General features: G+C 70.4%; 16 protein-coding genes and 1 riboswitch. Of the genes, 8 read left to right on the top strand and 8 right to left on the bottom strand.

Features of this window, described 5'->3' with window-relative positions; all coding sequences use genetic code 11:
- The first annotated feature begins 90 nt into the window (after positions 1 to 90).
- The 3 genes from hemG (at position 91) to FDA94_RS19460 (ending at position 2,787) form a co-directional block, all read left to right on the top strand.
- Positions 91 to 1,521, top strand: coding sequence for a protoporphyrinogen oxidase (hemG, locus tag FDA94_RS19470; RefSeq protein ID WP_425460158.1), 1,431 nt, complete (start codon positions 91 to 93; stop codon positions 1,519 to 1,521).
- Positions 1,487 to 2,188 carry a hydrogen peroxide-dependent heme synthase gene (gene hemQ / locus FDA94_RS19465; RefSeq protein ID WP_137248497.1) on the top strand — a complete coding sequence of 234 codons (702 nt, stop codon included), beginning with the start codon at positions 1,487 to 1,489 and terminating at the stop codon, positions 2,186 to 2,188. The genes hemG and hemQ overlap by 35 nt, the downstream gene beginning before the upstream one ends.
- Positions 2,189 to 2,277: 89 nt before the next feature.
- Positions 2,278 to 2,787, top strand: coding sequence for a hypothetical protein (locus FDA94_RS19460; RefSeq protein ID WP_137248496.1), 510 nt, complete (start codon positions 2,278 to 2,280; stop codon positions 2,785 to 2,787).
- Here FDA94_RS19460 and msrB read toward each other — a convergent pair.
- Complete coding sequence (gene msrB / locus FDA94_RS19455; protein ID WP_137248495.1) at positions 2,762 to 3,172, bottom strand: peptide-methionine (R)-S-oxide reductase MsrB; 411 nt, start codon at positions 3,170 to 3,172, stop codon at positions 2,762 to 2,764. The two genes, FDA94_RS19460 and msrB, sit on opposite strands and share 26 nt — an antisense overlap.
- Positions 3,173 to 3,256: 84 nt before the next feature.
- Between msrB and ligD the strand changes: the two genes are divergently transcribed.
- Positions 3,257 to 4,252 carry a non-homologous end-joining DNA ligase gene (gene ligD / locus FDA94_RS19450; RefSeq protein WP_137248494.1) on the top strand — a complete coding sequence of 332 codons (996 nt, stop codon included), beginning with the start codon at positions 3,257 to 3,259 and terminating at the stop codon, positions 4,250 to 4,252.
- Positions 4,253 to 4,355: 103 nt separating this feature from the next.
- The gene (glgX, locus tag FDA94_RS19445; protein WP_137248493.1) at positions 4,356 to 6,476 is read left to right on the top strand and encodes a glycogen debranching protein GlgX; all 2,121 of its coding nucleotides are present in this window, start codon (positions 4,356 to 4,358) and stop codon (positions 6,474 to 6,476) included.
- Here glgX and FDA94_RS19440 read toward each other — a convergent pair.
- Positions 6,473 to 6,874: a hypothetical protein gene (locus tag FDA94_RS19440; RefSeq protein WP_137248492.1), complete on the bottom strand. Its 402-nt coding sequence runs from the start codon at positions 6,872 to 6,874 to the stop codon at positions 6,473 to 6,475. The two genes, glgX and FDA94_RS19440, sit on opposite strands and share 4 nt — an antisense overlap.
- A 128-nt stretch (positions 6,875 to 7,002) precedes the next feature.
- On the opposite strand from FDA94_RS19440, the gene FDA94_RS19435 reads away from it, so the two are divergent.
- Genes FDA94_RS19435 through FDA94_RS19425 form a run of 3 tightly spaced genes read left to right on the top strand, consistent with a single transcriptional unit; the run spans position 7,003 to position 9,331 of the window.
- Entirely contained in the window at positions 7,003 to 7,740 is a 738-nt protein-coding gene (locus FDA94_RS19435; RefSeq protein WP_246060043.1) for a pyrimidine reductase family protein, read from the top strand.
- Positions 7,737 to 8,879 carry an ATP-dependent DNA ligase gene (locus tag FDA94_RS19430; protein ID WP_137248491.1) on the top strand — a complete coding sequence of 381 codons (1,143 nt, stop codon included), beginning with the start codon at positions 7,737 to 7,739 and terminating at the stop codon, positions 8,877 to 8,879. Before FDA94_RS19435 ends, FDA94_RS19430 begins: the two co-directional genes overlap by 4 nt.
- The gene (locus tag FDA94_RS19425; RefSeq protein WP_137248490.1) at positions 8,876 to 9,331 is read left to right on the top strand and encodes a hypothetical protein; all 456 of its coding nucleotides are present in this window, start codon (positions 8,876 to 8,878) and stop codon (positions 9,329 to 9,331) included. Before FDA94_RS19430 ends, FDA94_RS19425 begins: the two co-directional genes overlap by 4 nt.
- A gap of 146 nt (positions 9,332 to 9,477) precedes the next feature.
- On the opposite strand, the gene FDA94_RS19420 is transcribed toward FDA94_RS19425, so the two are convergent.
- The 6 genes from FDA94_RS19420 to FDA94_RS19395 all read right to left on the bottom strand — a co-directional run bounded on the left by FDA94_RS19420 (position 9,478) and on the right by FDA94_RS19395 (position 14,027).
- On the bottom strand, positions 9,478 to 9,906 hold the full coding sequence (locus FDA94_RS19420) for an OsmC family protein (RefSeq protein ID WP_030454323.1): 429 nt from the start codon (positions 9,904 to 9,906) through the stop codon (positions 9,478 to 9,480).
- Positions 9,907 to 9,953: 47 nt separating this feature from the next.
- On the bottom strand, positions 9,954 to 10,724 hold the full coding sequence (locus tag FDA94_RS19415) for an ABC transporter ATP-binding protein (RefSeq protein WP_212735397.1): 771 nt from the start codon (positions 10,722 to 10,724) through the stop codon (positions 9,954 to 9,956).
- Positions 10,721 to 11,548, bottom strand: a complete 828-nt coding sequence (locus tag FDA94_RS19410; protein WP_137248489.1) for an ABC transporter permease — start codon at positions 11,546 to 11,548, stop codon at positions 10,721 to 10,723. The genes FDA94_RS19415 and FDA94_RS19410 overlap by 4 nt, the downstream gene beginning before the upstream one ends.
- A 129-nt stretch (positions 11,549 to 11,677) precedes the next feature.
- Positions 11,678 to 11,941, bottom strand: coding sequence for a hypothetical protein (locus tag FDA94_RS19405; RefSeq protein ID WP_137248488.1), 264 nt, complete (start codon positions 11,939 to 11,941; stop codon positions 11,678 to 11,680).
- Positions 11,938 to 12,894: an ABC transporter substrate-binding protein gene (locus FDA94_RS19400; protein ID WP_212735396.1), complete on the bottom strand. Its 957-nt coding sequence runs from the start codon at positions 12,892 to 12,894 to the stop codon at positions 11,938 to 11,940. Before FDA94_RS19400 ends, FDA94_RS19405 begins: the two co-directional genes overlap by 4 nt.
- An 11-nt stretch (positions 12,895 to 12,905) precedes the next feature.
- Positions 12,906 to 14,027, bottom strand: a complete 1,122-nt coding sequence (locus tag FDA94_RS19395) for an agmatinase family protein (RefSeq protein WP_212735395.1) — start codon at positions 14,025 to 14,027, stop codon at positions 12,906 to 12,908.
- 52 nt (positions 14,028 to 14,079) lie between these two features.
- Positions 14,080 to 14,176: riboswitch (guanidine-I (ykkC/yxkD leader) on the bottom strand.
- Positions 14,177 to 14,244: the final 68 nt, after the last annotated feature.

Genomic DNA, 14,244 nt, shown 5'->3' with positions numbered 1-14,244 from the left:
GCAAAGTGTTCATGACCCATTGACGTTCTTCGCGCGTGAACGGTTTTGGACGGCGCGTCACGACTCAGTCACGGCCTTAGGGTGATGCTCATGGAGCGCTTTCACGTCGTCGTCGTGGGTGGCGGCATCGCCGGTCTCGCCGCCGCATGGCACCTGAGGAACGACCGCGTGCGGGTGACCGTGCTCGACGGCGCGAGCCGGATCGGTGGCAAGCTGGTCGCCACCGAGGTGGCCGGGGTGCCGGTCGACGCGGGCGCCGAGGCGCTGCTGGCCCGCCGCCCCGAGGGCGTCGAGCTCGCCCGCCTGGCCGGGCTCGGCGATGAACTGGTCGATCCCGGCACGACCAGCGCCTCCATCCTGTCCAGGGGCGAGCTGCGGCCGATGCCGAAGGGCCAGGTCATGGGCGTGCCGTCCGATCTGGTGGCGCTGGCCCGCTCGGGCGTGCTGTCCGCCGCGGGGCTGGCCCGGGTGCCGCTCGACCAGGTGCTGCCCGCGACCCTCGTGACCACCGACGTCTCGGTCGGCTCCTACATCCGGGCGCGGATGGGCGACGAGGTGGTCGACCGGCTGGTCGAGCCGCTGCTCGGCGGCGTCTACGCCGGGTTCGCCGACCGGCTCTCGCTGGAGGCGACCATGCCGGCGGTGGCCGCGGCGGCCCGGTCCGAGGCGTCGCTGCTGCGGGCCGCGCGCGAGATCGCCGGCGCCGCGCCCAAGAACGCCGGGCACGTGTTCACGTCGCTGAAGAACGGGATGGGGAGCCTGCCGCCCGCGCTGGCCGCCGCGTCCGGCGCCGAGGTCCGCACCGGGGTGATGGTGCGGGAGCTGTCCCGTACGCCCGGCGGCTGGCGCCTGACCACCGGCCCCACCCGCGACGAGCACGCCCTCGACGCCGACGCGGTCGTGGTGGCCGTGCCGGCGACCCCGGCCGCCCGCCTCCTCGAACGCGAGGTCCCCAAGGCCGCCGCCGAACTGGCCAGGATCGATTACGCCAGCATGGCGATCGTCACCCTCGCCTACCCCATCGAGGCCTTCCCGCGGCTCCCCGAGGGCAGCGGCTACCTGACCCCGCCGGTCGAGGGCCGCGCGGTGAAGGCGGTCACCTTCTCCAGCGTGAAGTGGCCCCACCTGGCCGGTCACGGCTACGTCTTCGCCCGCTGCTCGCTCGGCCGCCTGGGCGAGGAGCGCCTGCTCCAGCGCGACGACACCGAGCTGGTCGCCCTGGCCATGAACGAGATGACCGAGATCATGGGGGTACGCGGCCTCCCGGCCGACACCCGGGTCACCCGCTGGGGCGGCGCCCTGCCGCAATACGAGGTCGGCCACAACGACCGGGTCGCCCGCATCCGCGCGGCCGTGGCCGCGGTCCCCGGCCTGGCCGTCTGCGGCGCGGCCTACGACGGCGTCGGCATCCCCGCCACGGCCGCGACCGCCCGCGCGGCGGCCTCCCGGATTCTCGACCACCTGGATCCCCGGGCAGAATGGCGGCATGACGGACGGCACCCCGCGGCTCAAGGCGCGTGACCTCAACAATGTGATCCGCTACACCATGTGGTCGGTCTTCCGGCTGCGCGAGGGCCTCCCGGCCGAACGCGACGCCGTGGCCGAAGAGGTGGCCGAGCTGCTCGACCAGCTCGGGCAGAAAGACGTGGTGACCCGCGGCGCCTACGACGTGGCCGGGTTCCGCGCCGACGCCGACTTCATGTTCTGGTGGCACGCCCCGACCCCCGAAGACCTCCAGGAGGTCTACGCCCGGTTCCGCCGCACCGCCCTCGGGCGGGCCAGCGAGCCGGTCTGGTCGGCGATGGCGCTGCACCGCCCGGCCGAGTTCAACAAGTCCCACATCCCGGCGTTCCTGGCCGAGGAGGAGCCGCGCGGCTTCGTGTGCGTCTACCCGTTCGTGCGGTCGCTGGAGTGGTATCTGCTCGACGACTCCGAGCGCCGGGCGATGCTGGCCGAGCACGGCCAGATGGCCCGCGACTACCCCGACGTCCGCGCCAACACGGTCGCCTGCTTCGCGTTGAACGACTACGAGTGGATGCTCGCCTTCGAGGCCGACGAGCTGCACCGCATCGTCGACCTCATGCGTCACCTGCGTGGCGCCAAGGCCCGTGAGCACACCCGGGTGGAGATCCCCTTCTACACGGGATCGCGCAAACCCATCGCCGAACTGGTCAACGCCCTGCCGTAAGCCTCAGTTCTTGGCATACTCGTGGGCAAATGATGAAAATGGCACGATCCACGGGGAAACGCCGCAGGTCGCGATCTCGGACGGCCGAAGTGGTCGTCGGTGTCTCGTGCCTGGGGCTCGGAGTGACGGCCGTCGTGGTGCCTCTCCTGGCCGCGCGCGGGGAACAGGCCCCCGTACGCACCGCCTCGATCGAGGAGCCCACGACGGCGTCGGTCGTCCCGGCGGCGCAGGCCCCGCCGCCGGCGGAGAAGGACGAGAAGAAGGCGGCGAAGCGCAAGGAGTCGAAGTACTCCGACAAGGACGCGCTCGCCTACTTCGACCAGCGCTGGGACGACGAGACGCACCGCCACATCACCGACATCCGCACCACCGGCACCTACCTGCGCATCTACACCGACTTACCCGATTCGAAAGACAACTCCCCGGTCTCGCTCCGGCTCTGTGAGCGGGGGATGGAGTATCTGGCGGAGCTCGGCGTCAAGAAGCGGGTGGTGTTCGTGCAGGCCCGCACCGGGGGCAACGGCAACCCGGTGCTGGCCAACGTGCTCGGCCCGAAGGACGACGACTGCCGGGTCACTTATCCGAAGCCGAAGTCCTGAGCGTGAGCGCGACGGAGTTGATGCAGTAGCGGTCGTCGGTGGGCGTCGGGTAGCCCTCACCGTGGAAGACGTGGCCCAGGTGGGAGTCGCAGGAGGCGCAGCGCACCTCGACCCGCACCATGCCGAGGCTGCGATCCTCGATCAGGGTCACGTGGTCGCCCGCGCTGGGCTCGTAGAACGAGGGCCAGCCGCAGTGCGACTCGAACTTGGTGTCCGAGGTGAACAGCTCCGCGCCGCAGGCGCGGCAGGAGTAGACGCCCTCGGTCTTGGTGTCGACGTACTCCCCGGTGAAGGGCCGCTCGGTGCCGGCCTGGCGCAGCACCCGGTACTCCTCGGGGCTGAGCTGGGCGCGCCACTCGGCGTCCGTCTTCATGACCTTGTTCATCAGCCACCAGCCTTTTCTGGACGGGATTCCACCTGATCCAACCCACAAGAGGGGTGGAACCTTCCCGGTGGGTAGGGTTCGAACATGCCTTCGCCGTTCATCGAAATCGAGGCCGGGGAACGGACCGTCAAGGTCACCAACCCCGACAAGGTCTACTTCCCGGGCATCGGCGCCACCAAGCGCGACCTCGTCGAGTACTACCTGAGCGTCGGCGACGGCATCATGCGCGCGGTCCGCGACCGGCCGACGTACATCAAACGGCACCCCGACGGCGTGCAGACCGACGCGATCTACCAGAAGCGCATGCCCAAGCACCCCGACTGGCTGGAGACCGCCGAGGTCCACTTCCCGAGCGGGCGCACCGCAGACGCGTTCCGCCCGACCGAGGTGGCCGGCATCGCCTGGTGCGCCAATCTGGGCACGATCGACTTCCACCCGTGGGCGGCCCGGGTCCCCGACCTCCACCACCCCGACGAACTGCGCATCGACATCGACCCGCAGCCCGGCACGGGCTTCGCCGAGGCCCGCAAGGTCGCGTTCGCGGCCCGCGAGGTGCTGGCCGATCTGGGCCTGATCGGCTTCCCGAAGACGTCCGGGAACCGGGGGATCCACATCTCGGTCCGGGTCCAGCAGCGATGGACGTTCACCGAGGTCAGATACGCCGGAATCGGGTTCGCCCGGGAGGTCGAGAAACGGATTCCCGACCTGGCGACCACGGCCTGGTGGAAGGAGGAGCGCGGCGAGCGCGTCTTCATCGACTTCAACCAGAACGCCCTCGACCGGACCGTCGTGGCGGCATACTCGGTGCGGGCCCGGCCCGACGGGCAGGTCTCGGCGCCGGTGACGTGGGAGGAACTGGAGTCGTGCGACCCCGCCGACTTCACGCTCCGCACCATGCCGGCGCGGTTCGCCGAGGTCGGCGACCCCCACGAGGCCATCGACGAGGTGGCCTGCGACCTGACGGGCCTCCTGGAGGTCTACGAGAAGGACGGCCGGGGCGACCTGCCCTATCCGCCCAACTACCCGAAGATGCCCGGTGAGCCCAAGCGGGTCCAGCCTTCGAAGGACCGCGACCGTTGATCCATTCATGTGGCGTTCCCGGCTCCTGTTGGGCTGGGCTCCCACCTGTGTTAAATCGGATGAACGGGTAGGGAAAATCCCGGGAAGCGAGAATGGGACCTGCATGCGCGACGTCTGGCCTGGAGAGCCTTATCCGCTCGGCGCCACCTGGGATGGTGTGGGCACCAATTTCTCGGTGTTCAGCGAAGTGGCCGAGCGGGTCGAGCTGTGCCTCTTCGACGACGCGGGCGAGGAGTCCCGCGTCGACCTCCCCGAGATGGACGGCTTCGTCTGGCACGGCTACCTGCCCGGAATCACCCCGGGCCAGCGCTACGGCTACCGGGTCCACGGCCCCTACAGCCCGCGCCAGGGCCACCGGAGCAACGCTTCGAAACTCCTCCTCGACCCCTACGCCAAGGCGATCGAGGGCGAGGTCAAATGGAACGAGGCCCTGTTCTCCTATGACTTCGCCGACCCCCGCCGGCTGAATCTCGGCGATTCCGGCCCCTTCATGCCGAAGAACGTCGTCGTCTCGCCCTTCTTCGACTGGGGCAACGACCGGCCGCCCCGCATCCCCTACCACCAGACGGTCATCTACGAGGCCCACGTGAAGGGGCTGACCCGGCTCCACCCCGACGTGCCCGAAGACCAGCGGGGCACCTACGCGGGGCTGGCCCATCCGGCCGTCGTCGACCACCTGAAGTCGATCGGCGTCACCGCGGTCGAGCTGCTGCCGATCCACCAGTACGTACCGGAGCACTTCCTGGTCGCCCGGGGGCTGACCAACTACTGGGGCTACAACACGATGGCCTATCTGGCGCCCCACAACGCCTACTCCTCCTCGGGGCAGCGCGGCGAGCAGGTGCTGGAGTTCAAGGCCATGGTCAAGTCGCTCCACGACGCGGGCATCGAGGTGATCCTCGACGTGGTCTACAACCACACCGCCGAGGGCGACCACATGGGCCCCACGCTGGGCTTCCGCGGCATCGACAACAACTCCTACTACCGGCTCCAGGACGCCGACCGCCGCTACCACCTCGACTACACCGGCTGCGGCAACTCGCTGAACGTGCGCTCGCCGCACGCCCTCCAGCTGATCATGGACTCGCTGCGCTACTGGGTGCTGGAGATGCACGTCGACGGCTTCCGCTTCGACCTGGCCGCCGCGCTGGCCCGCGAGCTCCACGACGTCGACCGGCTCTCGGCCTTCTTCGATCTCATCCAGCAGGACCCGGTGATCTCCCAGGTCAAGCTGATCGCCGAGCCGTGGGACGTCGGCCCCGGCGGCTACCAGGTCGGCAACTTCCCGCCCCTGTGGACCGAGTGGAACGGCAAATACCGCGACACGGTCCGCGACTTCTGGCGCGGCTCCTCCGCCACGCTGCCCGACTTCGCCTCCCGGCTGACCGGTTCCTCCGACCTGTACGCCACCTCCGGCCGCCGCCCCATCGCCAGCATCAACTTCGTCACCGCCCACGACGGCTTCACCCTCGCCGACCTGGTCTCCTACGACCGCAAGCACAACGACGACAACCTCGAGGGCAACCGCGACGGCTCCGACGACAACCGCTCCTGGAACTGCGGGGTCGAGGGGCCCACCGACGACCCCGACGTCACCGCGCTGCGCCACCGCCAGCGCCGCAACTTCCTGGCCACCCTGTTCCTGTCGCAGGGCGTGCCGATGCTGACCGCCGGCGACGAGTTCGGCCGCACCCAGGGCGGCAACAACAACGCCTACTGCCAGGACAACGAGGTCTCCTGGATCGACTGGTCGCTGGCCGACACCGAGTCGGAGCTGCTCGGGTTCGTCCGGGAGATCGCCGCCTTCCGGCGCGACCACCCGGTGTTCCGGCGGCGCCGCTTCTTCTCCGGGCGCGAGCAGTCCGACGGGGTCCGCGACATCGTGTGGCTCACCCCGGCGGGCAAGGAGATGGACGACTCCGACTGGCACGCCGGCTACTCCAAGGCCGTGGCCGTGTTCGTCAACGGCGACGCGATCAGCGAGCCGGGCCCGCGCGGCGAGCGCATCACCGACGACTCGTTCCTGCTGCTGATCAACGCCCACCACGAGAGCCTGACGTTCACCCTCCCCGGGCGTGACTTCGCGGTGAGCTGGAAGTCCCTGTTCGACACCGCCACCGCCTCGGGCGGCACCGCGCAGCCCCCCGCCGACGTCCGGCACACGGGGGCCGACATCGACGTCGCGGCGCGGTCGTTCCGGGTGCTGCGGGCGGTCCGCCGCTAGCGGGTCAGCTCGGCCGCCGTCAGCAAGACCAGCACGAACGTGCTCACCCCGGCCAGCCCGTGGAGCCCCACCGCCACCACGGGGAAGTGGTTCTCGGCCCCGCGCGCGTGCCGGCCGCCGCCGAGCCAGCGGGTGAACATCACGAACCCCAGCAGCGCCACCACGCACAGCGCGCCGAACGACCCCCAGGCGTAGGCGCCGGTCCTGGTGACCATGAAGGCCGCCCACAACCCCAGCCCGGTCACCGCCAGCAGCGGATGGCTGAAGATCAGCGCTTTGGGGAACCGGGTCACCTTGGTGGCCTGCTGACGCAGGCCCCCGCCGCGTAACCACAGGTAGAGCAGGTAGACCCCGACGGATGCGGCGACCAACCACACGATCAACACGACAAGCGGCACGAAAACCCCCTCCGACCACATCTGGTTCGATCCAACACCGAACCTGACAATCGGCGACCGCTTGACATCAAACCGTTACTCCCGGGAGGCCCTCCCAGCTTGTCGGACCGCTGTGACAGGGTGGGGACGTGCGCCAGATACATCCCGAGCCGGCCGACGACCCCGACCTCCCGTCGGTCTACGCCTACCCTCAGGCCGAGTGGCTGCGCCTCAACATGGTGGCCAGCGCCGACGGCGGCGCGTGGCTGAAGGGCCTGTCGAAGGGGCTGTCCTCGCCGGGCGACCGGCGGATCTTCATGGTTCTGCGCGGCCTCGCCGACGTCGTGCTGGCGGGCGGCGCGACCGTCCGCATAGAGGGCTACGGCCCGTCGAAGCCCCGTGACACGTGGCGTCCGCTGCGCGAGGGCCGCTTCGCCGCCCCGCCGGTGGCCGTGATCACCCGCAAGATCGACCTCGACCTCGGCGGCGCCCTGTTCACCGAGTGCGCCCCCGAGTCCCGCACCATCGTGATCACCACCGAGTCGGCCCCCGCCGACCGCAGGGCCGAGGCGGCCCGCCACGCCGACGTGATCGTGGCCGGGGAGCAGCGGGTCGACCTGGCCGAGGCGATCGGCGAGCTGCGCTCCCGCGGCCTCGGGCGCATCCTGTGCGAGGGCGGCCCGCGTCTCAACGCCCACCTCGCGGCGGCCTCTCTGGTCGACGAGCTCTGCCTGACCGTCTCCCCCCTGATGATCGGCGGCGACGCCGCCCGCGTGCTCAACGGCACCGCCTCCCACACCCGGTTCGCGCTGGCCGGGGTGCTGGAGGAGGAGGGCTCGCTGTTCTGCCGCTACGTCCGTGACCCACACCAGGAGGAGGCTCGATGACCACGCGCGAGCCCAAAGACGCCAAGGCGGCCGAGCCCGATCCCGCCGCGCTCGACCTGCCCGTCCGGCCGCCCGTCTCGCCCATGCTGGCCAAGGCGGTCAAGAAGATGCCCGAGCAGGACGGCACCCTGTTCTACGAGCCCAAATGGGACGGCTTCCGGTGCATCGTGTTCCGCGACGGCGACACGGTGTTCCTCGGCAGCCGCAACGAGCGCCCGTTCACCCGTTACTTCCCCGAGCTCATCGAGGCGGTGAAGCGCGAGCTGCCCGAGCGGTGCGTGCTCGACGGCGAGATCGTGGTCATGCGCGGCCCCGCCCTCGACTTCGACCAGCTCCAGCAGCGCATCCACCCCGCCGCCTCGCGGGTGAAGCTGTTGGCGGAGTCGACGCCCGCCTCGTTCATCGCCTTCGACCTGCTGGCCCTGGGCGACGACGACCTGATGGCCCGGCCGTTCTCCGAGCGGCGGCGGCTGCTCGTCGAGGCGACCGCCAAGGCGGGCGACTCGATCCGGCTCACGCCGATCACGACCAACCACGAGCAGGCGCTCGAATGGTTCGAGATGTTCGAGGGCGCCGGGCTCGACGGGATCATCGTGAAGCCGGGCGGGCTGCCCTACGAGCAGGACAAACGCGTCATGTTCAAGGTCAAGCACGAACGCACCTGTGACGTGGTGGTGGCCGGCTACCGCGAGCACAAGTCGGGCCCGATCGTGGGCTCCCTGCTGCTGGGCCTCTACGGCGACGACGGCAAGCTCCACCACGTGGGGGTGTCGGCGTCGTTCCCGATGAAGCGGCGCGAGGAACTGGTGGCCGAACTGGCGCCCTACAAGGTCGACGACCCCGCCGGGCATCCGTGGGGCGAGTGGGCGCAGTGGGCGTCGGCCGGGGTCGGCGGCGGCCCCGAGGGCCAGCGCCTGCCCGGGGCGGTCTCGCGGTGGAACGCCAACAAGGACCTGTCGTTCATCCCGCTGCGGCCCGAGCTGGTGATCGAGGTGGCCTACGACCACATGGAGGGCGTCCGCTTCCGGCACACGGCCCAGTTCCGCCGCTGGCGCACCGACCGCACACCCGAGTCGTGCACCTATGAGCAGCTGGAGGTCCCGGTGGCCTACAACCTCGACGACATCCTCGCGCGATGAGACTGATCGCCGGATTATCCGACGTCGTCCCGCTCGATTCCATCTACGGGGTGACCGACCTCGGAGCGCTCGACCTTCCCGGCGAGCCCGGCGTCTGGGAGATCGAGTGGAAGCAGGACGAGGGGCCGAGCTGGCTCACCCCCGGCCGCAACGGTCTGCTGATGACGCAATATGGCCCGGGCCCGTTCCACCTGCGCTACGAGCTCTGGGACGCCGATCCGGGAGACCCTGCCGAGCGGAGCTGGACGGGTCGTGTCCACTTCGCCTCGGGGCGGCTCGCGGCCTACACACTCGACGAGGAGAACGAGACCTACGAGGAGTTCGACCTCGGCCGGGCGGGGGCCGAGTGGAACGTCCGGGTCGACTGGTGGTCGTTGCGGGAGGCGCTCCGGCCGGAGTTCGCCGTGCACGAGGTGCGGGGCCAGGTCTTGCGGTTCCGGTTCTGGCCGTGATCCGGCGTCGTGAGTCGCAGCGGGAGCGGCCGGTTGGCGCCGGTCGCGGGGCGGGCCGGGCACGGGGGGCGGGGCCGGGGTGGGCGGAGCCGTAACGGAAAGGAGAAAGCCCCCGCCTTGTGGACGGGGGCCTTCAGCGGAACGGCCTAGCTGAGGAGCTCGGCGTTCAGGGTGATCTCGGTGCCGGTGAGGGCCTTGCTGACCGGGCAGTTGGCCTTGGCGTTCTCGGCGGCGGCCTGGAACTCCTCGGCGGTGATGCCGGGGACCTGGGCCTTGACCGACAGGACGATGCCGGTGATGCCCTGGCCGGGCTGGAAGGTCACGTCGGCCTTGGTCTCGACCGTCTGCGGCGGGGTGCCCGCCTGGGCGAGGCCGTGCGAGAGGGCCATCGAGAAGCACGAGGAGTGCGCGGCCGCGATGAGCTCTTCAGGGCTGGTCTTACCGTTGGCCGCCTCGGCGCGCGACGGCCAGCTGACGTCGAACGTGCCGACGCCGGACGTGTCCAGCGACACCGAGCCGGAGCCGTCGAGGAGCGCGCCCTTCCACTGGGTCGTCGCGGTACGAGTGGTCGCCATAGCGATATCCCTTCGATAACGGTGATGCCACCGACGAACATAACGCCTCAGGCGTGCGCGGCTGCCAGGTGGGCACGGTGTTCGCGCCGGACCAGGTCTTCCACCTGCGCCCGGACCGCCAGGAACTCGGCGCTCCGCTTCACCTCCAGGCCCTCGCCGAGCGGCTCGACCCGCAGGTCGCGGGCGACCCGGCCGGGGTCGCTGGCCAGCACCAGCACCCGCCGGCCGAGGAAGACGGCCTCCTCCACGTCGTGGGTGACCATGACCACCGTGGTGCCCAGATCCCGCCAGACCTGGCGGATGAACAGCTGCATGTCCTCCTTCGTCTGGACGTCCAGCGCCCCGAACGGCTCGTCGAGGAGCAGGACCTTGGGGGAGCGGGCCAGCGCCCGCGCGATCGAGACCCGCTGCTGCTGGCCGCCGGACAGGCTCCCGGGCAGTTTCCCGGCGTGTTCGGTGAGGCCGACCTCGTCGAGGAGCCAGGCGACGCGCTCCTTCCTGGCCTGACGGGAGAAACCCCGCGTCTCCAGCCCGAACGCGACGTTCTGCGCCACCGTGCGCCACGGGTAGAGGCTGGGCGACTGGAAGGCCATGCCCCGGTCGGGGCCCGGCCCCCCGACGGTCCGGCCGTCGAGGGCGATCCGGCCCTTCGTGGGTTTCGTCAGGCCCGCCACCAGCGACAACAGGGTCGACTTCCCCGAGCCGCTGGCCCCGACGATCGTGACGAACTCGCCGGGCGCGATGTCCAGGTCGATGTCTTCCAGCACCGGGGTGCCGGGCGTGTACGCCATCGACACGCTCTCGAAGCGCAGGCTCACACCGACCACCTGCCGACCCGGGCCCGGACGAGTCTGAGCGTGACGTCGATGGTCAGGCCGATGAGGCCGATGACGATGAGGATGGCGAAGATCTTGTCGGTCTGGAGGAACCGCTGGGCCCGGGTGATCCGGTAGCCCAGGCCGGAGGTCGCCGCGATCAGCTCGGCCACGACGACGAGGTTGTAGGCTACGGCGGCGTTGACGCGGAGGGCGTCCAGGATGCCGGGGAGGGAATGGGGGAACACCACCCGCGCGGCGACCCGCGCCCGCCCGGCCCCGAGGGTGGCCGAGACGTCGAGCAGCCTCCTCGGGACCTGCCTGACGACGTCGGCGGTCATGAGCGTGTTGAAGAACACCACGCCCAGCACCAGCAGCGCGATCTTGGACGTCTCCCCGATGCCCAGCCAGATGATCAGCAACGGGATGAACGCCGAGGCCGGGAGATAGCGGAGGATTCCGATGATCGGCTCGAACAGGGGCTGCGCCCAGCCGACCGTCCCCATCAGGAACCCCAGCGGGACGGAGACGAGGACCGCCAGCCCGAACCCGGCCCCGATCCGGCCGAGGCTGGCCAGGAGATCGTTCTGCAGGTCACCGCTGGCGACCATGTCCGTGAAGGCGGCCCAGACCTGCGGGGGCGCGGGCAGGAACCGGTCGGGGACGACCCCCGAGCCGCTGACCGCCCACCACAAGGCGAACGGCACCGCCACCGAGGCGACCCGCAGGATCCAGGCGGTCCGGCGCGAGACCTTTGTTTTGAGCAGCTTCACACGGGGGGCGGGGGCGGTGGCCCGCTCGACCGGAGGCGACTCCACGCTCACCATGACCGACCTCCCGCCGGGAGGGGTGAGGTCAGGAAATCCCGGATGACCCCATCGGTTCGACCTGCCGATGTGCCGAATGGCGTCTCGGCGGCGTCTCCGCTTCTACGGCCGCTCCGTCCCGTCGTCACGTCAGCCATCGTTCACCCCGCCCGACGGCTCGACCTGCCACGACCCGTCGGTCACGGCCACGACCACCTGGCGGGCCGCGTTGGCCACCGGCCCGGGCGGCAGGGCCGGGGCGAACTCGTGGGCCATACCAGGCACGCCGGTCAGGGACGTCACCCGGCTGCGGTCGTCCCCGGCAAGGTTCGTCGTGCCGGCGGTGTCTCGGCGGTCGCGGGCGGGGGTTCCCGGCGAGGTCACGCGGACGCGGTGGCGGTTGGCGAGGGTCATGGCTGGACGGCCTCCACGAATTTGGATATGAACAGGCCCTCGAGCGGCGGGGCCGCGTCGACGAGTTTGGTCGAGACCAGGAAGTCGGAGATCAGCTTCGCCTGCTGGTCGAGCGCGCCGGTGAAGGCGGTCCGGTTCTGGTCGAGGGTGAAGATCGTGGTGCCCTTGTCGTACGTCTCGTACTCCGCCGGCGTCACCCCGCCCCGCTTGGCCATGATCTCCACGGCCTTCGCCCGGTTCGCGCCGATCCACTCGATCGTGTCGAACCACGTGTTCACCAGGCCCTGGACCGCCTTCTCGTCGCGGGAGAGCAGGTCGCGGGTGACCACCAGGTGGTCGGGGATCGCGCCGGGGAAGTCGGCCGAGGTCGAGATGGCCGCGCTGCCCTCGCGTTCCAGCGCCGTCGAGGTGAACGGCGCGAACGCGCCGACCGCGTCGACCTGGCCCGCGACGAAGGCCGCGGCGGCGGCGTCGGTGAGCATCGGGGTGAAGTTCACGTCGGCCTCCGACAGGCCGGCCTTCTCCAGGGCGAGCAGCAGCAGGTAGTGGTCGACGGTGCCCTGCTCGGCGGCCACCGTCTTGCCCTTGAGGTCGGCCGGGGTCTTGATCCCGGGGGCGGCGATGATCTGGTCGTTGCCGGTCGAGTTGTCGTTGACCAGCACGATGCTCTGCTGCGCGCCGCCGGCCACCGAGGCCAGGGTGTCGTTGAGGGTCTGGCTGTTGGCGTCGATCGTGCCGGTCGCCAGGGCGTTCAGGGAGTCGGTGTAGCTGTCGAAGTACTTCAGCTCGACCGTCACCCCGTTCTTCTCGAACAGGCCCTGTTCCTGGGCCACCTGCCAGGGGAACCAGCCGGGCCAGGCGCTGAACCCGAGGGTGATCGGGGCGGCCGTCGGCGCGGCCTGTTCGGCCGGGGCGGCGGCGCAGGCCGTACAGAGCAGCAAGACCAAGAGCACGCGACGGAACATCACGCCGCTCCCTTCTTCTTGGGGAGGTGACCCGCGCGGACCAGGCACCCGAGGGTGTCGCAGATCACGCGGGTGGCGATGAGGGAGGTGATCTCGGCGTTGTCGTAGGGCGGCGCGCACTCGACCACCTCGATGCCGGCCAGCGGCCGGGCGTCGGCGATGAGCTGGATGAACTTCAGCACCTCGCGCGGCAGGAAGCCGCCCGGCTCGGGCCAGCCGGTGCCGGGCACGAACGCGGCGTCCAGGCAGTCGACGTCGAACGACAGCCACACGGCCTCGGCCCCGTCCCAGGCCACCTCCAGGGCCCGCTCGGCGGCGGCCTCGATGCCCATCTCGACGCAGTCGGTGACGGTCATGATCGTGGTGCCGCGCTCGCGGCCGACCTTCACGCCCGGCCTCGGCGCCTGCCAGCCGCCGATCCCGATCTGGACGAGGTTCTTCGGCGGCACGTTCGGCAGGTCGGTGGCGTGGAACCAGGGCGTGGTGTGCATCCGCTCGTCGAGGTCGGTCTCCTGGGTGTCGACGTGGCGGTCGAAGTGGATGATCCCGACGTTCCCGGTGTGGTGCTCGGCCACCGCCCGGACGGTCGGGTAGCCGATCGAGTGGTCCCCGCCCAGCACCACCGGGAACGCCCCCGACGCGTAGACGTGCGAGACGCCCTTGCTGATCTGGTCGAAGGTCTTCTCGATGTTGGCCGGGATGGTGAAGATGTCGCCCAGGTCGCAGATCGTGATGGATTCCCGCAGGTCGACGCCGAGCTCGAAGCTGTAGGGGCCGTAGAGGGCGCTGATCTTGCGGATGCCCTGGGGGCCGAACCGGGTCCCCGACCGGTAGGTGGTGCCGCCGTCGAACGGCGCGCCGATCACCGCCACGTCGTAGTCGCCGCAGGTGCGGACGTCCTCGACGTACGGGGCCTTGAGGAAGGTGTTGATCCCGGCGAAGTGCGGCAGCTCGCCCCGGGAGAAGGTGGGGATGGTCCGGTCGACGATCGAGTCGGCCCCCCGCAGCCCGAGTTCGAGGCCGCGCGCGATCTCGCGCTGGTGCATGGTCGTGGGCAGCGCGGCCTCGCGCTCCACGGCCGAGCGGGCCTCGGGGCCGTAGTTGTTGTGGAGGTGTCCCACGGGCACTCCTTTTCGGGGAAAAGCCTCAGGTGGAGAGGCAGCCGTCGTGACTGTCTCCCGGGCTTTTCCCCCGCCGTGGAACGGCCTTGCGGCCGCCTGCACCTCTCGGACCAGGCCTCACGAAGAGCGGAACCCTAGGTGCGCCTCACCCTCCGGTGAGTCCCCTTCATGAGAGCGCCGGGCCGTTTCCTCCGTGTTTCCGGCCGGTAGCGGTCCG

This window comes from Herbidospora galbida, from assembly GCF_005233835.1.
Classification (GTDB): Bacteria; Actinomycetota; Actinomycetes; order Streptosporangiales; family Streptosporangiaceae; genus Herbidospora; species Herbidospora galbida.
Note: the sequence above shows the minus strand (reverse complement) of the source record. Positions and strands in the feature narration are given on the sequence as shown.